16 protein-coding genes are annotated in these 20234 nt (G+C 64.5%); 10 read left to right on the plus strand and 6 right to left on the minus strand.

Translation table 11 applies throughout. The features are described from left to right. Positions 1 to 74 precede the first annotated feature (74 nt). Positions 75 to 356 (plus strand): hypothetical protein, encoded by a 282-nt coding sequence (locus NKH57_RS05000; RefSeq protein WP_352604141.1) that lies wholly within the window; start codon positions 75 to 77, stop codon positions 354 to 356. Positions 357 to 359: 3 nt separating this feature from the next. Here the strand turns inward: NKH57_RS05000 and NKH57_RS05005 are convergent, their stop codons facing one another. Beyond that, positions 360 to 935 carry a TMEM175 family protein gene (locus tag NKH57_RS05005; RefSeq protein WP_352604140.1) on the minus strand — a complete coding sequence of 192 codons (576 nt, stop codon included), beginning with the start codon at positions 933 to 935 and terminating at the stop codon, positions 360 to 362. A 193-nt stretch (positions 936 to 1128) separates the two neighbouring features. Between NKH57_RS05005 and NKH57_RS05010 the strand changes: the two genes are divergently transcribed. After that, positions 1129 to 2337: an MFS transporter gene (locus tag NKH57_RS05010; protein ID WP_352942236.1), complete on the plus strand. Its 1209-nt coding sequence runs from the start codon at positions 1129 to 1131 to the stop codon at positions 2335 to 2337. 16 nt (positions 2338 to 2353) lie between these two features. On the opposite strand, the gene NKH57_RS05015 is transcribed toward NKH57_RS05010, so the two are convergent. After that, positions 2354 to 3826 carry an MATE family efflux transporter gene (locus NKH57_RS05015; protein ID WP_352942238.1) on the minus strand — a complete coding sequence of 491 codons (1473 nt, stop codon included), beginning with the start codon at positions 3824 to 3826 and terminating at the stop codon, positions 2354 to 2356. A 270-nt stretch (positions 3827 to 4096) separates the two neighbouring features. Here NKH57_RS05015 and NKH57_RS05020 point away from each other — a divergent pair, with 270 nt between their 5' ends. Continuing rightward, a complete protein-coding gene (locus NKH57_RS05020; RefSeq protein WP_352828741.1) occupies positions 4097 to 4885 on the plus strand; it encodes a L,D-transpeptidase in 789 nt (262 codons plus the stop codon). A gap of 54 nt (positions 4886 to 4939) precedes the next feature. Here the strand turns inward: NKH57_RS05020 and NKH57_RS05025 are convergent, their stop codons facing one another. Together NKH57_RS05025 and NKH57_RS05030 are read right to left on the minus strand one after the other, a co-directional pair. Next, on the minus strand, positions 4940 to 6415 hold the full coding sequence (locus NKH57_RS05025) for an esterase-like activity of phytase family protein (protein WP_352942241.1): 1476 nt from the start codon (positions 6413 to 6415) through the stop codon (positions 4940 to 4942). A 262-nt stretch (positions 6416 to 6677) separates the two neighbouring features. Then, positions 6678 to 7703, minus strand: coding sequence for a LacI family DNA-binding transcriptional regulator (locus tag NKH57_RS05030; RefSeq protein ID WP_352942243.1), 1026 nt, complete (start codon positions 7701 to 7703; stop codon positions 6678 to 6680). 196 nt (positions 7704 to 7899) lie between these two features. On the opposite strand from NKH57_RS05030, the gene NKH57_RS05035 reads away from it, so the two are divergent. The 5 genes from NKH57_RS05035 (at position 7900) to NKH57_RS05055 (ending at position 12877) form a co-directional block, all read left to right on the plus strand. Further along, the gene (locus NKH57_RS05035; protein ID WP_352942246.1) at positions 7900 to 8931 is read left to right on the plus strand and encodes a Gfo/Idh/MocA family protein; all 1032 of its coding nucleotides are present in this window, start codon (positions 7900 to 7902) and stop codon (positions 8929 to 8931) included. Next, the gene (locus tag NKH57_RS05040; RefSeq protein ID WP_352604127.1) at positions 8928 to 9836 is read left to right on the plus strand and encodes a sugar phosphate isomerase/epimerase family protein; all 909 of its coding nucleotides are present in this window, start codon (positions 8928 to 8930) and stop codon (positions 9834 to 9836) included. The genes NKH57_RS05035 and NKH57_RS05040 overlap by 4 nt, the downstream gene beginning before the upstream one ends. A 99-nt stretch (positions 9837 to 9935) precedes the next feature. After that, complete coding sequence (locus NKH57_RS05045; RefSeq protein WP_352942249.1) at positions 9936 to 10949, plus strand: substrate-binding domain-containing protein; 1014 nt, start codon at positions 9936 to 9938, stop codon at positions 10947 to 10949. An 84-nt stretch (positions 10950 to 11033) separates the two neighbouring features. Next, complete coding sequence (locus tag NKH57_RS05050; protein WP_352942251.1) at positions 11034 to 11831, plus strand: ATP-binding cassette domain-containing protein; 798 nt, start codon at positions 11034 to 11036, stop codon at positions 11829 to 11831. After that, entirely contained in the window at positions 11828 to 12877 is a 1050-nt protein-coding gene (locus NKH57_RS05055) for an ABC transporter permease (protein ID WP_352942253.1), read from the plus strand. Before NKH57_RS05050 ends, NKH57_RS05055 begins: the two co-directional genes overlap by 4 nt. Positions 12878 to 13040: 163 nt before the next feature. Here the strand turns inward: NKH57_RS05055 and NKH57_RS05060 are convergent, their stop codons facing one another. Continuing rightward, on the minus strand, positions 13041 to 15833 hold the full coding sequence (locus NKH57_RS05060; RefSeq protein WP_352942256.1) for an ATP-dependent helicase: 2793 nt from the start codon (positions 15831 to 15833) through the stop codon (positions 13041 to 13043). A 320-nt stretch (positions 15834 to 16153) separates the two neighbouring features. On the opposite strand from NKH57_RS05060, the gene NKH57_RS05065 reads away from it, so the two are divergent. After that, complete coding sequence (locus NKH57_RS05065; RefSeq protein WP_352942259.1) at positions 16154 to 18469, plus strand: glucose/quinate/shikimate family membrane-bound PQQ-dependent dehydrogenase; 2316 nt, start codon at positions 16154 to 16156, stop codon at positions 18467 to 18469. 19 nt (positions 18470 to 18488) lie between these two features. On the opposite strand, the gene NKH57_RS05070 is transcribed toward NKH57_RS05065, so the two are convergent. Next, positions 18489 to 18926 carry a hypothetical protein gene (locus NKH57_RS05070; RefSeq protein WP_352942262.1) on the minus strand — a complete coding sequence of 146 codons (438 nt, stop codon included), beginning with the start codon at positions 18924 to 18926 and terminating at the stop codon, positions 18489 to 18491. Between the two features lie 417 nt (positions 18927 to 19343). On the opposite strand from NKH57_RS05070, the gene NKH57_RS05075 reads away from it, so the two are divergent. Then, complete coding sequence (locus tag NKH57_RS05075) at positions 19344 to 20234, plus strand: dienelactone hydrolase family protein (RefSeq protein WP_352942265.1); 891 nt, start codon at positions 19344 to 19346, stop codon at positions 20232 to 20234.

Here is a 20234-nt window from a genome sequence, read left to right on the forward strand (position 1 = left end):
ACCAGTCCGGTCGAGGCTGCGCATGTTGTCCCGGCAAAAGGAGCTTTTGCCCGGGGCAAACGGAGATTTCCTGATTGACGGACTGGGTCGCAATTCTCAGGGAACAGACCACCATCGGTGACCAGATGGGGCGCGAGGTGCCGCAGATGCTGGCCAACCCCGACATCAGCGAAGCGCAGGTGAAGACGCTGTTCTCGGCGCTGGAAAAACAGGCCGAATTCGTCGAGAAGCTGCGCATGGCGCTGGAAAAGTTCGGCCATGATTTCTCGATCATCAAGGCCGCGGAACGGCTGGAGGAGCGCTATGCCGACCTTGCCGCAGCAGTGGCGGAAAAGCTGAAGGCAATGCGCAAGTAGGAACTATTTTTCGAGCACCCGTGCGAAACGCCTATCCGGCACGAGCCATATCGTTGCGACCAGCACATACAGCGCGACGCCGATCCACTGGCTGACGAAGGTCAGCACGACGGCTGCGACGTAGATTGCCAGCGAGATCTTTCCCTTGCGGTCACGGCCCAATGCCTTGGCAAAAGCGGTGTCGTTGCCGTGCAGGCGATGCAGCGCGGCGGCCAAGATCGAATAGGCGATGGCGCACAGCACCAAGTCGATGCCGTAGACGGCGACCGGCACCGGCGCAAAGTGGTTCTCGCCCATGAAGGCCGTCGTCACCGGCATCAGCGACAGCCAGAACAGCAGGTTGAGGTTCGCCCACAGCACGCGGCCGTCGACCCGCTGCACGGTGTGGAACATGTTGTGCAGATTGTTCCAGTAGATGCCGACATTGATGAAGGACAGCACGTAGCTGAAGAAGACCGGCCACAATGGCAACAAGGCTTCGACATCCTCGCCATGCGGCACTTTCAGCTCAAGTACCATGATGGTGATGATGATGGCCACGACGCCATCGGTGAACGCCTCGACCCTGCCTTTGCCCATAAATCCTCCCTTCTGCCGGCACAGGTTACGGTACGAAATCCAAACACGCCATCTCTCGAGTTGAGTGTTCAACAACGAGCTTGTGGCTCGGGCAACGCCCACCGTGCTGTCAGGAGGCCGGCCTGCCGGTCGGAACGTCGCGGATGAACGTGCGTTAAGGTCGCGATCCCCGAAACCGGTAATGAGGTTGGCCATGGCCATTCGCGATTTGGCCCGTACGCACAATGAAACTCGCGGCGATGCTCTTGCAATCCCCACCGTCGCCGCAATGATTGCCGTGCTGTTTGCCGGCAGCACAGTGCTGACGCCGCTCTACATCATCTACAAACAGCAATTCGGCTTTTCACAAATCACGCTGACGCTGATCTACGCGGTGTATGTCGTCGGCAACCTGGCAGCACTGCTGATGCTGGGCGGCATCTCGGATGTTGTCGGGCGCCGGCCCGCGAGCCTGGCGGCCATGCTTGTCGCCATCATCAGTGCGCTTGTCTTCCTGTTTGCCGGAAACGTCGTCTCGCTCGACGTCGCCCGCATTCTGAGCGGGCTCGGCATCGGCGTCGGCGCGGGGACCGGAACCGCATGGATTGCCGAGGTTCTTCCCGGCGCGGACAAGTCGCGCGCCAGCGTCATCGCCACCAGCACCAATTTCCTCGGCCTCGGTCTTGGCGCCTTGATTTCAGGACTTCTGGCTGAGTACGAGCCCTGGCCGTTGCGGCTGGTCTTCATCGTCTATCTGGCGGCACTCGCGGTGGTGACGATCCTGGTCTGGCGCACCCGTGAAACGGTGGCGAGGCCGGGTGGCCTCAAGCACGTTTCCATCCGGCCGCAGCTCTCCGTGCCGGAGGATATCCGCGCGCGCTTCGTCGCACCGGCGGTCACCGGCTTTGGCGCGATGGCGCTCGTCGGCTTCTATGCGGCGGTGGCGCCGAGCATACTGGCGCAGCAGCTGCATGAGACCAACCACGCCGTCGCCGGCGCGCTGTTCTTCGAACTGGCGATCGTCACCGCGATCAGCATCGTGGTTCTGATGCACATGAAGAGCAACAAAGCGATGCTGGTTGCGCTGGCATTGATGATCCCAAGCGTCTTGTTGGTGGTGGCGGCACAAATGCTGGCTTCGCTGGCGTTGATGATCGCGGCGACAGCCTGTTGCGGCGTGGTGGCGGCGCTCGGCTACCGTGGTGGCCTGCAGGTGGTAAACGAGATCGCGCCGCAGGATCGCCGCGCGGCGGTGGTGTCCAGCTTCTTCATCTGCTGCTTCGTCGGCAACGCCTTGCCAGTCATCGGCATCGGCATCGTTTCGACCTATGCCAATTCTATCGCCGCTAGCCTGGCCTTCGCTGGCATGATTATCATTTTTGCGGTGGTGGCGCTGGCCTTCGGGCTGAAACACAGGCGTTGAGACGAGGCGCTCGGACTCAGCCGTTCGGCATTTCGGGTGCCATGTTGGCGCGCTGGCGCGGCACGCCGAGCCCGGTATCCGGTGGCTCGCCGGCAGCCGGCCTGTTCTCGATCATGTGCAAGGTGCGCCAGCCGCCGAAGCGGTAGTAGGCGGCCGCCAGAACCAGCGAGGTGATCGAGCCGGCCGGAAAACTCCACCACAGAGCCTCCTCGCCGAACACGCCGCGCATGAAATAGGCAAAGCCGGTGCGCACGACCAGCACCGAGATCACCAGGATGATCAGCGGCGGCATCACGGCGCCCGTGGCGCGCACCGTGGCAAACAGCACGATGGTGATACCGAACAGGATGAACGACCACGACGCGATGGTGTTGACGTGGCTAGCGATATCGATCGCAGCACTATCGCTGCTCAGGAACAGGCTCAGCACCGGGCGGTCGAAAACGGAAAGCACGGCAACCAGTGCGCCCGTCAGGGCCAGGTTGAAGCCGACGCCGGAGGCGGCGATGCGACCGATCCGGTCCCAGCGCCCGGCGCCGACATTCTGCGCCGCCATCGAGGAGACCGCGGCGCCGATGGCGAGCGCCGGCATCTGGATGTAGGTCCATAGCTGCGCGGCGATGCCGTAGGCAGCGGCGACTTGCGAACCGTAGGAATTGACCATGCCCATCACCGTCAGCGCTGCTGCCGAGATGACGATCATCTGCAACCCCATCGGCACGCCCTTGAAGACGACGATGCGCAGCAACGAGGGGTCGGGCCGCAGCAAAGCGAGATCGGTGCCGGCCAGCCGCAGCGGATGCTTGCGCCCATAGAGCACGATGAGGATGGCGATCACGCTCACCGTCTGGCCGATCAGCGTGGACGTGGCGGAACCAGCGATTCCGAGTTCGGGAAACGGCCCTATGCCGCGGATGAGCAGCGGGTTGAGGATGATGTCGAGGACGACGGCCAGCGCCATGAAGAAGAAGGGCGTGCGTGAATCGCCGGCACCGCGCAGCACGGTCATGACGAAGGACAGAAGGTTCATCATCGGCACGGCGACGAAGATGATGCGCAGGTAAGAGCGGGCCGGCGGCAAGGCATCGGCCGGCGTGCCCAGCGCGCCCAGGATGGCGTCGACCCAGATCCAGCCGCAGACCGCGAACACCACAGAGACGAGGAAGAAGAAGGTGACGCTGGTGCCGACGATGCGGCGCGCCTCCGGAAGGTCGCGGGCGCCGACCGACTGGGCCACCAGGATGGTGGCCGCCATGCCGATGCCGAACACCGTGCCGAGGATCAGGAACAGGACGAGGTTGGCATTGGAGGTGGCGGTCAGCGCCGATTCGCCGAGGAAACGGCCGACCCAGACGGCGTTGATCGACCCGTTCAGCGACTGCAGCACGTTGGAGCCGAGCACCGGCAGCGCGAACAGCAGAAGCGTGCGTGGAATCGGCCCGCTGGTCAGGTCGCCGGTGCTGCGGCGCGAGGGCATTTTTTCGTCCATGGCTGGCAGCTCGGCGAAGGTTTATCTCAAGAGCGGTTTACCGTTTCACGGAAACGGCGAACCGCTCTCTCTTTGTTTCGACGCAATTCCGGACGGAAAACCGCTACGCACTTTTCCCGGAATTGCTCAAGTCCGGTCCACGATGATCGTCGATTCCACGGGACAGGTCATGCCGTGATCTAATCATGTTCTCAAAACTTCCGGAATGGGATATTGATCCTTGATGCGTGGGGCCGCATTCCTACTAGATCTTGGATAGCCGGGGGGTTCATGTCCGATATTCCGCTGTTTTCCGAGCGCCTGAGCCGGCGCGCGTTTCTCGGTGCATCCGCCTTGGGCGCCGCCTCGGTGGCTCTTTCGGCGTGCACCACGACGGATGTTGCGCCGCCGCCGGTGGCCGCACCGCCAAGCGATCCGGGCTTCGGCGATACCGCAAGCATGTATGCGGCGCGCACCGACGAGGGCTATCAACTGCCTGCAATCCCGGTGGCCAAGCTCGATCCGAAATTCGTGCGCCAGATCGTGTCCGACCCGACCGGAGAGAAACCCGGCACGATCGTCGTCGATACGTCCGAGCACTTCCTCTATCTGGTGGGCGATGGCGGCAAGGCTATCCGTTATGGCGTCAGCCTCGGCAAGGCCGGTTTCGGATGGACCGGCAGTGCCGTGGTTCAGGCGCGGAAAAAGTGGCCGGTCTGGACACCGCCGCCGGAAATGATCCAGCGCCGCCCGGAATTGGCGAAATACAAGGACGGCATGCCGCCAGGCCCGCAGAGCCCGCTCGGCGCCCGCGCGCTGTATCTGTTCCGGGACGGCAAGGACACGATGTACCGGCTGCACGGCACGCCGGAGTGGGATTCCATCGGCAAGAACGCATCGTCGGGCTGTGTGCGTTTCATGAACCAGGACATCATCGACCTTTACGGCCGCGTCAACGGCGTCGCGCCGGTCTTCGTGCGCCCCAATCTGTCGGCTGCCGGCAAGATCATGGCCGTTTCGAGCAGGACCGCCGAGCCGATCGATGCGGGCGTGCCAAGGGACGCGGAGATGTTGAAGTAAGCCGTCACGATCCCTCAGGCGGACGCGCTCGGCGCGCCCGCCCTTGTGTTGTCGTTACTTCTTGGCCAGGCCCGGCAGCGTCACCTGATAGACCAGGAACATGGTGTCGACATCGGCGCCGTCCTCGGCCTTGTAGGGCGCACCGACCTGAAAGCCGTCCTGGGCGAGGAAGTCGTTATCGTTGGCGATGAACAGGAAATAGTCGTCGGGCAGCTTTGGATCGAGCACGCTGACTACCGACATCGCCTCCCACTTCTCCGACAGGTTGTTCTTGTCGTTCGGCGCGCCATTGTGCAGGCCGAAGCGGCCGAGTTCGGCACTGTCGTTGATATCGATGAACGGCATCAGCTTTGCCGGCGTCACCGACGGGTCGAGCACGCCCTTGGGCGCCAGCGGCTTGTCGGCGGCATCGAAGGCGCGGCCGGCAATATCGGTCGCCGCCGAGACGTCGACGACGAAGATCTGGCGCACCATTGAGGTGTCGCCTTTCACGCCCTGGCCGTTGCCGCTGTCGCGCGCCAGCATCAGGAAGGCCTGATCCGACAACGCCACGATCTCGCTTTGCGCGGCGATCTTGGTCTTGCCCTTGGCATCCTTGAACACCGGCAGCGGCACGACGTACTCATGCGCCAGCTTGAGATGGGCGAGGTCGGAAGCGTCATAGACCAGCGCCCTGGTGTTCTGGCGGGTCGAGGCGGAATCGCCGCCGTCTTGCCTGGCCGCCGACTGCAGCACGGCGATCAGGAACTTGCCGTCGGGCGTCATCGCCATGCCTTCGAGGCCCTGGTTGTTCTGGCGGCCGGTATCGGGATCCTTCGGATCGGGCTCGGCCGCACCCGGGCCGGGATTGTCGGAGGCGAAGTTCGGCGCGCCGTGGCGCATCGGCACGAGGGCGGCGGGCGGCTGGGTCGCCGACAGCAGATGTCCGTCGGCGGAGAACCGGTAGATGTTGGGGCCGTATTCGTCCGAGATGAACATGGTGCCGTCGGGCAGGCGCGCGATCGCCTCGTTGTCGAGCGCCAGCTTGCCGTTGGCTTCGGGCAGGATCGGCATGTCGCCGCTTGCCGCGCGCACGCCGTTGAGCGGATCGAGCCCGGTGGCATCGGCGCCCTTGTCGTCGGTGAGAAGCATGGTGTCGGCAAGCGTTGCCTTGACGCCCGTCTGCTCCTGGCCGGCAGCGGGTGCGGCGCCTGGTGCTGCCGGGGTAAACTCGATCCCGATGGTGTTGAGGCGCGGCCGGTAGTCGGTGGTGCCGACGACATTGTAACCGCGGTCCGGCAGCAGCCAGAGCGAGCCCTTATAGCCGCCCGCATCACGCGTCCAGCTGGCGGTGTCGATCGACATGCCGGAGCCCGAGCCGAAGGTCTCGCCGAACTTGTCGCGCTGGGCGGCCGGGATGCGGCCGACGCCGACCAGTCCCTTGTTGACGAGGCCGCCGATCGTCGCGGTGCTGTCGGCGAGCGCCGGCGTCAAGGCGGTGAACAAGGCCAGCGCGACGCCGAGCGACGCGGTTCGGTGCAGGTGTTTCATGGATGAACCTCTTTGAGACAGATGAGCCGAAGCGGCCGCAGGACGAAAAGCTGCAAGAGGTGCAACATCGATGATGCCGCGCGCTCCCGAAACGCGGTCTACGGCGCGAACATGATGCTTGCGTGACAGCGCAAGACGCTTCGCCAGGCTCTGGTCGACTGCCGACATCTCGAATGCGCAGTCCTCGCACGAGACATTCATGGAATTGGCCGAGGCGGGCATGAAGCCGGTCGATCGAACGCGTCGATCGGAGCGCACAGCATCAATCGCTGTCGCGCGCCACCAGCTCCAGCGGCCAGACCTCGCGCATGATTCGCGGACCATCCGGGCCGGCGAAGCCGGGCAGCGACGCCAGCAGCATTTCGGCGAGCCGCTGTCCCATCGGCTCCAGCGCCGGGCGGAAAGCGGTCAACGCCGGCGAGAAGTAGCGGCAGAGCGGCGTGTCGACGATGACTGTCACCGCCATGTCGTGACCCGGCCTGATGCCCATCTCGGCCAGCGCCTTGCAGCCGCCAAGCGCCATCGCGTCATTGTTGAAGATGATGGCGGTCGGCGGGTCCTTGGAGCGCATCACCTGCGGCGTCACTTCGTAGCCGGCAGCCTCGTTGATGAAGCCGGACGCAATCAACTCCGGGTCGACCTCGATGCCATGCCGCCGCAAAGCCTTGCGGTAGCCGGTCAGGAACAGATAGCCGAAATTGAGGTCGAGCGACGGGCGAATGGCGGCGATGCGGCGATGGCCGCGCGCTACCAGGCGGTCGACCGCATCGGCTCCGGCCTTTTCGAAATCGAGGTCGAGGGAAGGGTAGGACTTGGCTCCGGAGCGGCTGCGCCCGAGCGTGGCGAATGGGAAACCGACCTGGGTGAGATAGTCGATGCGCTCGTCCTCGCGCCGCGTCCAGGCCAGCACCACCGCATCGGCCCGGCGCGTCTCGACGACACGGCGCAGGCGCTCTTGCTGGTAGTCGCCCGGAGCGCCCATCACCACGATCAGGTCGAGCCCGCTTTCGGCGAGCCTTGCCTGCAGCCCGATCAGGAGCGGAATGAAGAACGGCTCGCCATATTGCTGGTCGCCCGGATGCGGCTGCATCATGAAGGCGATCGAATGGGTGGCGCCTTGCCGCAAGCTGCGGCCGGATTGGTTCGGCGAGTAGTTGAGTGTCCTGGCCGCTTCGAGCACGCGTTGGCGCGTGTCGGCATTGACGTCGGCACGGCCGTTAAGGGCGCGCGACACCGTGCCGATCGAAATGTTCAGGTGACGGGCAAGATCGTGAATGCTGGATGCCAAATGACTGTTCTCCCCTTTATGTGGCTAGCACCGGCAGCCGCCCAGGCCAAGACGACAAGACGATTTTCGCGAGCGGCCAATTGACATTCTACGCCTTCGGGTGTGTTCTCGTAAACGTTTACGGAAAAACGTTTACGGCCATTGCCGTGAATGCCGTGACGATCGGTCTGGAGGGACCGAGAGGGAGGAGCACTGGATGGTCAATGTCGTCCTGGTCGGCTGCGGAGCGATGAGCAAGGCTTGGCTCGATGCCGCGCAGCAGATCGACCGCCTCGCCATTGTCGGCCTTGTCGACCTCGACGCCGACAGGGCGCGAGCGAGGGCGCACGAATACGATCTCACCGGTGCCGTCATTGGAACCGATCTCGACGCCGTGCTCGACCAGACCCGGCCTGACGCGGTATTCGACGTGGTGGTTCCCGCCGCCCGGCGACAAGTCGCGCTTTCCGCCTTTGCCCATCATTGCCATCTCTTGACGGAAAAGCCGCTCGCCGACACTCCTGAGAATGCGCGGGCCATCGTCAAGGCCGCTCGCCAGGCCGGGCGCGTTCATGCCGTCGTCCAGAACCGCCGCTATGTCGCCAATGTCAGGCGCATCCGGAGGTTCCTGGACTCCGGCGCCATTGGGGCCGCCACCAGCATTCATGCCGACTTCTTCGTCGCGCCGCATTTCGGCGGCTTTCGCGAAGAGATGGCCCATGTCCTGCTGCTCGACATGGCGATCCACACCTTCGACGCCGCCCGTTACATGGTCGCCGGCGAGCCGGCCGGCGTCTATTGCCAGGAATGGGAGCCGGCCAATTCCTGGTACCGGCAGGGATCGTCGGCCAGCGCCGTCTTCGATCTCGGCGGCGGCAGACTGTTCACCTATGCCGGCTCATGGTGCGGCGCCGGTTTCCGCACGAGCTGGGAGGGCAGCTGGCGCATCGTTGCCGAGCGCGGCAGCCTCATTTGGGATGGCCATGACGTGCTGCAGGCAGAGCTCGTGGCGCCGGGCCGCGACGGCCTTTTCGACAAAACCCAGCCAATCGACGTGCCGCCGCTCGATCCCGCCGACCGCGTCGGCGGCCATCTCGGCATCATCCAGGATTTCATCCGTGCCATCGAGACCGGCACCGAGCCGGAGACGCGCGGCGCCGATAACATCAAGAGCCTGGCCATGGTTTTTGGCGCCATCGAGAGCGCCGAAACCGGCCGCCGGGTGACGATCGCAGAGGACGCACAATGACGCTAAACCCGCTTCTCGACATCAGGATAGGCACCATGGTGCGGGCCAACCTCGACGATCCGGCGGCCTACATCAAGGCGATCCTGCCGCTCGGTTTCGAGAGCATCCAGCCCTTCTTCTGGCAGACGCTGGGCGGCAAGGACTTGCCGCGTCTTGCCGGCCAGATCCGAGAGGCGATCGGCGATGCCGATGTCACCGTGTCCTCGCTCGGCGTGTTCGGCAATCCGCTCGAGAGCGGCGATGTCGACCGTGGCGTGCTTCAGGCCTGGGAAACGGTGATCGACAACGCGCATCTGTTCGGCACCTCGATGGTCAGCGGCTTTACCGGCCGCCTGCGCGGCAAGCCGCTGACCGACAGCCTGCCGCGCTTCAAAGAGGTCTGGGGACCGCTGGCCAGGCGCGCCGCCGACAAGGGCGTGCGCATCGCTTTCGAGAATTGCGCGATGGATGGCAACTGGGCTCAAGGAGACTGGAACATTGCCCACAATCCCGACGCCTGGGAGCTGATGTTCAACGAATTGCCGAACGACAATCTGGGCCTCGAATGGGAGCCCTGCCACCAGCTTGTCTATCTGATCGATCCGATGCCGCAGATCCGCAAATGGGCGCCGCGCATCTTCCACGTCCACGGCAAGGACGCGACGGTACGCTGGGATGTCATCCGCGAGCACGGCGTGTTCGGTCGGCTGCCTTTCGTGCAGATGCGCACGCCGGGCTTCGGCGACAGCGACTGGACGCGGGTAATCAGCGAATTGCGGCTGGCCGGCTACAAGGGCGCCATCGACATCGAAGGCTGGCACGATCCGGTCTATCGCGGCGATCTGGAAATCACCGGGCAGGTGCGAGCGCTGGAATATCTGAAGCAATGCCGGGGAGGCGCCAGCTACCTGCCAAACCCGGTGTGAGAGCAGACCGGCGGGGGGAGCCAGCCGGAAAGCCTGCGGCATACTGCCGGAACGAATGTTGAAACCCTCGGATTGCGAGGACAAAAGGGAGGAACTTGCATGAGCATCGCGAAGAGAACGACACTTCTGCGCTCGACCGTCGTGGCGGCGGCCACGGCGCTTTGCGCCACAATTTCTACCTGGCCCGCACAGGCGCTCGACGCCCAATGGTGCAAGGATGTCCACATCCGTTTCTTTGTTGGCGGCGCCGAGGGCGACGCTTTCGGCACCATCGTCTACAATGGCGCCAAGCAGGCGGCGGCCGATCTCGGACCGAAGGTCGACTACATCTTCTCCCAGTGGGACGTTGAAAAGATGGTGCAGCAATTGCGAGAGGCGGTCGCGGTGAAGCCCAACGGCATCGCCATGATGGGCCATCCTGGCGACGGCGCGATCATGCCGCTGGCCGAGCAGGCGCACAAGGACGGCATCAAGATGATGTACCAGAACGTGCCGGTGCCGAAGGTGGTGGAAGCGTTCGGCGGCGGCTATGTCGGCGCCCAGCAGGAGCAACAGGGCCGCGCGCTCGGCGCCGAGGCGTTCAAGCTCGGCAAGCTCAAGGCCGGCGACAAGGCGATCATGATCGGCCCGTTCGAGAACGAGGCCCGCGGCGCGCGCGAGCGCGGCACGGTGGCGGCGCTCAAGGAGGCCGGCGTCGAAGTCATCCAGCTGTCGTCGCCGCCAAGCGGCGAATGGGCTTCCGATCCCAATCTGGCGATTCCGGTGATCACCGCGGCACTGCTCAACAATCCCGACGTCAAGGCGGTCGGTTATCCCGGCGGGCAGATGCTCGGCAATGTTCCGACCTACATGCAGGCGGCGGGACGCAAGGCGGGTGAGATCTTCAACTTCGGCTTCGACACCAGCCCTCAGATCGTCGAGGGTTTCAAGGGCGGCTGGGTGCAGCTGACCGCCGACCAGCAGCCGTTCCTGCAAGGCTATCTGCCGATCCTCAGCCTCTGCCAGCAGGTGGTGCTCGGCCTGGCGCCAATGAATGTCGACACCGGCGCCGGTTTCGTCACGCCCGACAATTATGAGATCGTCGCCGAGCTTGCCAAGCAGGCGCTGCGCTGACCTCCCAAGCCGTAGGCCGGGTTCAAGCCCGGCCGGCGGGACCGCTGGCCAAGGCCGGCAAGAGACAATCAAGCGAGGATCGCCATGGCCGAACGAATCATCGAACTGCGCGACATCAGCAAATCCTACGGTCAGGTCTACGCGCTGGGCGGGGTCAATCTCAGCGTCGACCGCGGCGAGGTGGTCGGCCTGATCGGCGACAATGGCGCCGGCAAGTCGACGCTGATCAAGATACTGTCGGGCGTGGTCAAACCGACCAGCGGCGAAATCCTGGTGCGCGGCAAGCCGGTGACCGGATGGAGTGCGGCACGCTCGCGCGATGCCGGCATCGAGACGGTGTTCCAGGACCGGGCGCTCGCCGTCCAGCAGACGATCGTGCGCAACATCTTCATGGGCCGCGAACTCACCGGACTCATGGGCTTTTTGAAGGTCAACAAGGAGGTCGAGGAAGCGAGCCGGCTGATGCGCGAGATCGGCTTCACCTCGAAAGTGTTCACGCCGCACTCGATCGTCGGCCAGCTGTCGGGAGGCGAACGCCAGGGCGTGGCGATCGCGCGCGCCATCTACAAGCAGGCGGAACTGATCATCCTTGACGAGCCGACGACGGCGCTGTCGCTGACAGAGACTGCCAAGGTCTTCCATTTCGTGCGCCAGGTGCGGGCGAGCGGCCGCTCGATCCTGTTCATCGGCCACAACATCCACCATGTCTTCGACATTGCCGACCGCTTCGTGGTGATGGACCGCGGCAAGGTGGCGCTGACCGCCGATCGGAGCGAGGTCAAATCGGCCGAAGACCTCATCAACTTCATGGAAGACGTGGCACACCCGGGCGGATTGGCCGGACTGCACGATGCCGGCGACACGGAGCAGAGAGCACGATGAGCAAGACCATGGAACCTGATCTGCACGAACCGGCGGCCGGCATTTCTCGCCCCAGTCCCCAGAAGGAGTGGAAGCACCCATCCGATCACTGGATGCGGGGGTTCATCCTCGACAACCGCGCTTCGCTTGGCACGCTCGGCGTGTTCATCATCATGATGGCGGTGTTCATGGTCGCCAACCCGACTGTCTTCACCACCTGGTATCTCTACCGTTCGGTGCTGACGACGCTGCCGGTGGCGCTGTTCGTGGTCGTGCCGCTGGTCTTCGTCGTCACTTGCGGCGAGATCGACCTGTCGTTTCCGGCGACGATGGGTTTTGCTTCCTGGGTCTTCGCGCTGGTCGTGCAGGCCGGCTATGATCCGTTCGTCGGTATCATCGCGGCACTGATTACCGGCTTGCTGCTTGGTTTCCTCGTCGGTTCGCTGGTGGTCTATGGCGGGCTGTCGTCGCTGATCGCCACGCTTGGCATGAATTTCCTGCTGCGCGGCCTGATCCAGATCATCAACGAAGGCAAGTCGATGGCGCTGACCAGCCTTGCCGACAGCTGGGCCTACACGATCTTCTCCGGCGAGCTCATGGGCATTCCGGTGCAGATATTCTGGGCCATCGCCTTTGTCGTGCTGTCGGCGATGCTCTACAACCGCCATCGCTTCGGCGCGCAGGTGAGAGTAGTCGGCGACAACCCCGACAGCGCCCAGCAGATGGGCATCGACGTCAAGCGCGTGCGGGTGAAAGTGTTCGTCTTCGTCGGCATCGGAGCGGCGATCGCGGGGACCTTTTCAGTGATGATCAACTTCACCTGGTGGCCGACAGCCGGCGACGGCTATCTGCTGCCGGTGCTGGCATCGGTGTTCGTCGGCGGCACGCCAACCTGGGGCGGCATCGGCACCGTGGTCGGCGGCGCCATCGGCGCGGTCACCGTGTCGTTCATCCAGACCGGCGTCGTCGCGGCGGGGTTGAGCGGCTTTTATGTCCAGTTCTTCAACGGCCTGATCATCATCCTGTCGCTGCTCGGCCATAAGTGGAACCAGGCGCGGTATCGGTGAGGGGCGAAGATTTGGCGGACAGCAAGCCTGACGATTGGCGCAGACGCGCATCATTTCGTCATCCTCGGGTCTCCGCGACGTCGCTTCGCTCCTGCTCCGCCCGTGGATGACGAAGATGGGGGCTTCCGCCAGAGAATGGTAGGACGATGGGGCAAGCGGACGCTCACACCGCCGCGACGAACCCGTCCAGCACGCGTTTCTGGCCGGCCTTGTCGAAGTCGATGGTCAGCTTGTTGCCTTCGATAGCGGAAATGTTGCCGTTGCCGAATTTCTGGTGGAAGACGCGGTCGCCGACACTGAAGGCGGACGGCTTGTCGGCGACGGATTTGGCTACCAGCTCGCCGTCGATGGTGCGGCCCTTGACCGAGGTGCGGCCAGCGCCGTAGCCGGAGTCCGTTTCGCCATAGCCGATGCGTTCGACCTGATGGCCGGAGCGCGAGCCCCAGTTGCGATCGGTCGCCTCGGTGCGGTTGGCCTGCGCGCGCTGCCAGCCCGGCGTCGCATAGGTGTTGGAGAAGGCGCCGGATTTTTCGGTGTCGGCGCCGACATTGTCGAAGCGCGAGGCGCCATAGGGGTTTTGTCTTCCCGCGCCTTGGCCGCCGCGGCCGGAGGCAAAAGAACCGCCGCCATAGGAGTTGCCATAGCCGCCATAGGAGTTGCCGCTTTCGGCGACCTCGACATGGGCTTCCGGCAGTTCGTCGAGAAAGCGCGATGGGATCGTCGATTGCCACAGGCCGTGAATGCGGCGGTTGGAGACGAACCACAGATGCAGGTTCTTCTTGGCGCGGGTCAGGCCGACATAGGCAAGGCGGCGCTCTTCCTCCAGCCCCGAGCGGCCGCCTTCATCGAGCGCGCGCTGGTGCGGGAACAGGCCTTCCTCCCAGCCGGGCAGGAACACGGTCTCGAATTCGAGGCCCTTGGCCGAATGCAGCGTCATGATGTTGACGGCGTCAAGCTCGGCATTCTGCTCGGCGTCCATGACCAACGCGACATGCTCGAGGAAGGAGCGCAGCGATTCGTACTCCTCCATCGAGCGGATCAGTTCCTTCAGGTTCTCCAGCCGGCCGGGCGCTTCGACCGAGCGGTCGTTCTTCCACATGTCGGTGTAGCCGCTCTCTTCGAGAATGGTTTCGGCGAGTTCGGTGTGCGGCGTGGTTTCCAGCGCCTTCTGCCAACGCTCGAAATTGGCGGCCACTTCGCGCAATGCCGCGCGCGCCTTCGGCTTCAACTCGTCGCTTTCGGCGAGTTTTGCCGCGGCTTCCAGCATCGGGATGCGGAGCGCGCGGGCGGTGTCGTGGATCTGCCGGATAGTGGCTTCGCCCAGGCCGCGCTTCGGCACATTGACGATGCGTTCGAAGGCGAGGTCGTCGGCGCCTTGCGCCACCACGCGGAAGAAGGCCAGCGCATCGCGGATTTCCATGCGCTCGTAGAAGCGCGGGCCGCCGATGACGCGGTAGTTGAGGCCGAGCGTGACGAAGCGGTCCTCGAACTCGCGCATCTGGAATGAGGCGCGGACCAGGATCGCCATGTCGTTGAGATTGTGCTTTTGGCGCTGGTAGGCCTCGATGGTCTCGCCGACGGCGCGGGCTTCCTCCTCGGAATCCCAGGCGGCGTGGACATGCACCTTGCCGTCCTCCGGCTCGTCGCGGTCGGTGAACAGCGTCTTGCCGAAGCGGCCCTCATTGTGGGCGATGAGATGGGAGGCCGCGCCCAGTATGTGCGCGGTCGAGCGGTAGTTTCGCTCCAGCCGGATGATGGTGGCGCCGGGAAAATCCTTGTCGAAGCGCAGGATGTTGTCGATCTCGGCGCCGCGCCAGCCATAGATGGATTGGTCGTCGTCGCCGACGCAGCAGATGTTGACGGTGGCGCTGCGCTGATATCCCTCCCCCTTGAGGGGAGGGTGGCCGGGCGAAGCCCGGTCGGGTGGGGTCCTCGCGGCAGTGCTCGACGTTCTGGAGGTGCCTTCTGCGGCGCCCCCCCCCCCCCCCCCCGGCGGCGCCCCCCCCCCCCCCGGGGGGGGGGGGGGCGCCGCGGCAGTGCTCGACGTTCTGGAGGGGCCTGCGGCGGCGACCCCCGCCGCCCGCTTCGCGGGCACCTCCCCCTCGAGGGGGGAGGACTGCGGCCGCTGCGCCAAAAGCCGCAGCCACATGTACTGGGCGGTGTTGGTGTCCTGATACTCGTCGACGAGGATGTATTTGAAGCGCTTGTGATATTCCTTCAGCACATCCGGATTGGCGCGGAAGATGCGAATCGGGTGGCACAGAAGGTCGCCGAAGTCGCAGGCGTTCAGCGTCTGCAGCCGCGCCTGATAGGCCTTGTAGAGTTCACGGCCCTTGCCGTTGGCGAAGGCGCGGGCGTCGCCCTCAGCGATGTCGGCGGGGCCTTGCCCCTTGTTCTTCCAGCCGTCGATCATCTGGGCGAACTGCTTGGCCGGCCAGCGCTTGTCATCGAGGCCCTCGGCCTGGATCAATTGCTTGATCAGCCGCACGACATCGTCGGTGTCGAGGATGGTGAAGTCGGATCTCAATCCGGCGAGTTCCGCATGGCGGCGCAGCAGCTTGACGCCAATCGAGTGGAAGGTGCCGAGCCAGGGCATGCCCTCGACATTGCCTTCGCCGATCAGGACGCCGATGCGGATCTTCATCTCGCGCGCGGCCTTGTTGGTGAAGGTCACCGCCAGGATCTGCGAGGGGAAGGCCTTGCCGGTGGCAAGGATGTGAGCGATGCGGGTGGTCAAGACGCGGGTCTTGCCGGTGCCGGCCCCGGCCAGCACCAGAACCGGACCTTCGGTGGTTTCCACAGCCAGCCGCTGTTCCGGGTTGAGCCCCTTCAGGTAGTCGGGCGCATTGTTGTGGCCGCTGCGGGCAGCCATGGCGCGCGCGGCAATGCCCGACGGGGCCGAAGGCCGCGCATTGGGTTCGTCGAAAAAAGGCATGTCTTCGGAAAAGCCGGACATTGCCCCGAATGTAGTGATTCGGGAGCGAAAGACCAGAAGTGTCTACGTTTTGTTCCGGTAAAGTGCCTGATATCGCGGTTCAGGCCTTGCGGTAACCGAGAGCGACGAAAAATCGATGTCCGAACGAGCGCGCCTTGTCGGTTATCGCGGCGCCGAGACTGCTGGAAAACCTTGATGCAGGCAAGATGGATTTCTACCTCGGCGTGTGCTCCGCGCTTGACAGGCGCGGCGGGCAGGAGAAAGTGGGCCCAGGGCAGGAAGGTAACGCCGGTTGCCCAGGGCCGCGTGTGAGAGCGCGCAACAGTCGAAGGAGTATCATCTTGGCTGTCACCATCACCTCCCTCATTCTCCTGCTCATCGGCCTGGCGCTCGGCGGCGGCGGCATCTGGTTGGCGTCGATGGGCGGCAGCTGGTATTACATCATAGTCGGCCTCGCCTTCCTGATCACAGCCTGGCTGCTTTACCGGCGCAGGTCCACCGCGCTGTGGCTTTACGCGGCGATCGTGCTCTGTACGCTTGCCTGGGCCGTCTGGGAGACCGGGTTCGATTGGTGGGAACTTGGGCCCCGCGGCGGCATCATCGTGCTGGTGGCGCTTTGGCTGCTGACGCCGCGGGCGAGACGGGGCCTTGCCGGTCCCGATGCACGCGCGCCGCTCATTCTTGCCGTGCTGGCATCGCTTGCCGTCGCCGGCTACTCGATGACGGCAGATCCGAAAGACATTGCCGGCGAACTCGGCACCGACAAGGTGATCGCGAACGCCAACCTCGGCAATGATGTGCCGGCCGGCGAGTGGCACTATTACGGACGCACGCAGTTCGGCCAGCGTTATTCGCCGCTCGACCAGATCACGCCGGACAATGTCGCCAAGCTGCAGCCCGCGTGGACCTACCGCACAGGCGACGTCAAGGGACCGGACGACATCGGCGAGACCACCTATCAAGTGACGCCGCTGAAGATCGGCGACACGCTCTACATCTGCACGCCACACAATTTCGCCATCGCCATCGATGCCGCGAGCGGCAAGGAGAAATGGCGCTACGATCCCAAGATCAAGCTCGACAAGGACCGCCAGCACCAAACCTGCCGCGGCGTGTCCTATTATGCCGATGCGGCCATCGCCGCCGGCCAGCCGTGTGCTGCCCGCGTCTACCTGCCGACCTCGGACGCCCGGCTGATCGCGCTCGATGCCGCCAACGGGCAGATCTGCCCCGCCTTCGCCGAGGGCGGCACGCTGAACCTTTTGACCAACATGCCCTATCCGAAGTCGGGCTATTATTACTCGACCTCGGCGCCGCTGATATCAGGCGGCAAGATCATCGTCGGCGGCGCGGTCAACGACAATTATTCGACGCAGGAGCCGTCGGGCGTCATCCGTGCCTACGACGCTGCCACCGGCAAGCTGCTGTGGAACTGGGATTCCGGCAATCCGGACCAGACGACGCCACTGGCGGCCGGCCAGACCTACACCGCCAACTCGCCCAACATGTGGTCGACGCCGAGCGCTGACGAGAAGCTCGGCCTGCTCTATGTGCCGCTTGGCAACCAGACGCCGGACCAGCTCGGCGCCGGGCGCAGTGACAATGTCGAGAAGTTCTCGTCGTCGATCACCGCGCTCGACGTCAACACCGGGCAGTTGCGCTGGGTGCGGCAGACCGTGCACCACGATCTCTGGGACATGGACGTGCCGGCCCAGCCGAGCCTGATCGACATCACAAAGGCAGACGGCACGGTGGTGCCGGCGCTGGTCGGGCCGACCAAGCAGGGCGACCTCTACGTGCTCGACCGGCGCACAGGCGAGCCGGTGATCGCGGTCAAGGAAGTGCCGGCACCCGGCGGCGCCATCGAGGGCGACCATACGTCGCCGACGCAGCCGGTGTCGGATCTTACCTTCAATCCGAAGCCGCTCACCGGCGCCGACATGTGGGGCCTCACCATGTTCGACCAGTTGGCCTGCCGGATCGAATTCCAGGGCCTGCGCTATGAGGGCCGCTACACACCGCCTTCCGTCCAGGGCTCGCTGATCTATCCCGGCAATTTCGGTACTTTCAACTGGGGTGGCGTCGCTGTCGACCCGGTCCGGCAGGTGATGTTCGGCATGCCGACCTACCTGGCCTTCAAGTCGCAGCTCATTCCGCGCGACCAGGTGCCGCCGCCGGACGAGGGTCGCGGCAGCGAGCAGGGATTGAACCGCAACGAGGGCGCGCCCTATGCGGTGATGATGGGGCCGTTCCTGTCGCCGCTCGGCATCCCTTGCCAGGCGCCGCCCTGGGGCTATGTCGCCGGCGTCGATCTCAGGACCGGCACCATCGCCTACAAGCACCGCAACGGCACCGTCTACGACATGACGCCGCTGCCGCTGCCGCTGAAGGTCGGCGTGCCTGGCATCGGCGGGCCGATGATCACCGCCGGCGGCGTCGCTTTCCTGGGCGCCGCGGTCGACGACTATCTGCGCGCCTATGACCTGACATCGGGCAAGCAGCTGTGGCAGGCACGGCTGCCTGCCGGCGGGCAATCGACGCCGATGACTTATACGGTGGCCGACGGCCGCCAGTTCGTGGTCATAGTCGCCGGCGGCCACGGCTCGGTCGGCACCAAGCCGGGGGACTATGTGATGGCCTACGCGCTGCCGAAGTGAGGGTGGCGCAACCCATGAGCTAGCCGAGCCCCAGATGGCTTTTCAGGCTGGGTACCGATCCGAGTATGCGGTTGGTGAGGTCAGGGCCGGCGGCGGCTTCGGCTTGCTGGACCAGCGTTTCGCCGGCCTTCTGGATCTGAGCCAAATCGAGCCCGGACGCCTTGAGCGCCGCGAGGCCGTTGACCAGCGCGCCAGCCTTTTCGCCGAGAACCCCGCCAAGCGCGCCTTGCAACGACGACAGGAACCCGCCACTACCGCCAGCCGGAGCGGCGGCCATGACATCATACTGGTGGGCGAGGTCGTCGGCGCCGGGGATCTTGGCGAAAAACGCCGAGGCGCTGGTGCCTTCCGCCTCATGTTCGAGCACCGAGAAGATGGTGCCGACGACTTTCTCCGTCGTCGCCTGGTCGAGGCCCGCTTTCTGCGAGACGGTGTTGACGATATCCTGGACGTTCATGGTCTCACCTCAACCTTGGGTTTTCGCGTTTGTAGAGCGGTTCCGGTCACGGCGGACGCAGACCAAAGATCGTCTGCCCGCATCCACAGCCGCCGAGAGTAGTGCCGGAGCCGTAGCGGCGGCAAGGACGATCGTGCTGGCGAGGATCAGGTGAGGCATGGTCATTGCTCGCTCCTTTCGGGTCGGGACGCGTGAAGGCATGCCGGTCAAGGTGCCATCGATAGCGGACAGCTTCTTTCACTATTGTGGCAGCGCCAGCAGGATTATCGCCGATGGCCAAGAAGTGATGACATGGACGCCCGCGGCGCCAGCCTTGCCGGCCTCACCTGCGCGGCCGCGAGTATGCGCTCGACTGGATCATGCCGGCTCGGTCCCTATGTAGCTCAGGTATCGAAGCTCGAAGCCGAGGAGTGCACCATGACGAAATCAGCTGCCCCGACACCCGCCATCACCCAGGCGATGATCGATGCCTATGACGAGTACACGCATCTGACACTCGACCGCCGCCGCTTCATGGAGCAACTGACCCGGCTTGCCGGATCAGGCGCGGCGGCTGCGGCGATCGCGCCGCTTCTGGCGGCGAATTCCGCCCAGGCGGCAATCGTTGCCGACAACGATCCGCGGGTGAAGGGTGAGGACATCAGCTATCCCGGCAGCAGCGGCGAGATGAAGGGCTACCTGGTCAAGCCGGCGGATCAGGCGGGCAAGCTCGGCACGGTCATCGTCGTGCATGAGAACAGGGGACTCAACCCGCATATCCGCGACGTAGCGCGACGCGTAGCGCTGGAAGGGTTCGTGGCGCTGGCGCCGGATTTTCTGTCGCCGCTCGGCGGCACTCCGGCCGATGAGGACAAGGCGCGCGACATGTTCACCAAGCTCGATTCGGCGCAGACCATTGCCGATGGTGTAGCGACTGTCGCTTTCCTCAAGGGCGACAAGGACGGCAACGGCAAGGTCGGTGCCGTCGGCTTCTGCTGGGGTGGCGGCACGGTCAACATGCTTGCCGTCAACGCGCCAGATCTCAATGCCGCCGTCGCATATTATGGCATGCAGCCGAACGCCGCCGATGTGTCGAAGATTAAGGCGACCTTGCTGCTGCACTATGGCGGACTGGACGAGCGCATCAATGCCGGCATCGATGCCTTCAAGAAGGCGCTCGACGCCGCGCATGTCGAATACACGGTCTATGTCTATGAAGGCGCCAACCATGCCTTCAACAACGACACCTCGGCCGCCCGCTACGACAAGAAAGCGGCCGATCTCGCCTGGGGACGCACGATCGCCTTCCTGAAGGAGAAGCTGGCGTAG

This window comes from Mesorhizobium sp. M1050, assembly GCF_040318715.1.
Classification (GTDB): Bacteria; Pseudomonadota; Alphaproteobacteria; order Rhizobiales; family Rhizobiaceae; genus Mesorhizobium.

What these genes read in the sequence shown, in the direction of transcription:
- NKH57_RS05005 (WP_352604140.1), bottom strand. Translation starts at nt 935, where the DNA reads ATGGGCAAAGGCAGGGTCGAGGCGTTCACCGATGGCGTCGTGGCCATC.
- NKH57_RS05010 (WP_352942236.1), top strand. Translation starts at nt 1,129, where the DNA reads ATGGCCATTCGCGATTTGGCCCGTACGCACAATGAAACTCGCGGCGAT.
- NKH57_RS05015 (WP_352942238.1), bottom strand. Translation starts at nt 3,826, where the DNA reads ATGGACGAAAAAATGCCCTCGCGCCGCAGCACCGGCGACCTGACCAGC.
- NKH57_RS05020 (WP_352828741.1), top strand. Translation starts at nt 4,097, where the DNA reads ATGTCCGATATTCCGCTGTTTTCCGAGCGCCTGAGCCGGCGCGCGTTT.
- NKH57_RS05025 (WP_352942241.1), bottom strand. Translation starts at nt 6,415, where the DNA reads ATGAAACACCTGCACCGAACCGCGTCGCTCGGCGTCGCGCTGGCCTTG.
- NKH57_RS05035 (WP_352942246.1), top strand. Translation starts at nt 7,900, where the DNA reads ATGGTCAATGTCGTCCTGGTCGGCTGCGGAGCGATGAGCAAGGCTTGG.
- NKH57_RS05040 (WP_352604127.1), top strand. Translation starts at nt 8,928, where the DNA reads ATGACGCTAAACCCGCTTCTCGACATCAGGATAGGCACCATGGTGCGG.
- NKH57_RS05045 (WP_352942249.1), top strand. Translation starts at nt 9,936, where the DNA reads ATGAGCATCGCGAAGAGAACGACACTTCTGCGCTCGACCGTCGTGGCG.
- NKH57_RS05050 (WP_352942251.1), top strand. Translation starts at nt 11,034, where the DNA reads ATGGCCGAACGAATCATCGAACTGCGCGACATCAGCAAATCCTACGGT.
- NKH57_RS05055 (WP_352942253.1), top strand. Translation starts at nt 11,828, where the DNA reads ATGAGCAAGACCATGGAACCTGATCTGCACGAACCGGCGGCCGGCATT.
- NKH57_RS05060 (WP_352942256.1), bottom strand. Translation starts at nt 15,833, where the DNA reads ATGTCCGGCTTTTCCGAAGACATGCCTTTTTTCGACGAACCCAATGCG.
- NKH57_RS05070 (WP_352942262.1), bottom strand. Translation starts at nt 18,926, where the DNA reads ATGAACGTCCAGGATATCGTCAACACCGTCTCGCAGAAAGCGGGCCTC.
- NKH57_RS05075 (WP_352942265.1), top strand. Translation starts at nt 19,344, where the DNA reads ATGACGAAATCAGCTGCCCCGACACCCGCCATCACCCAGGCGATGATC.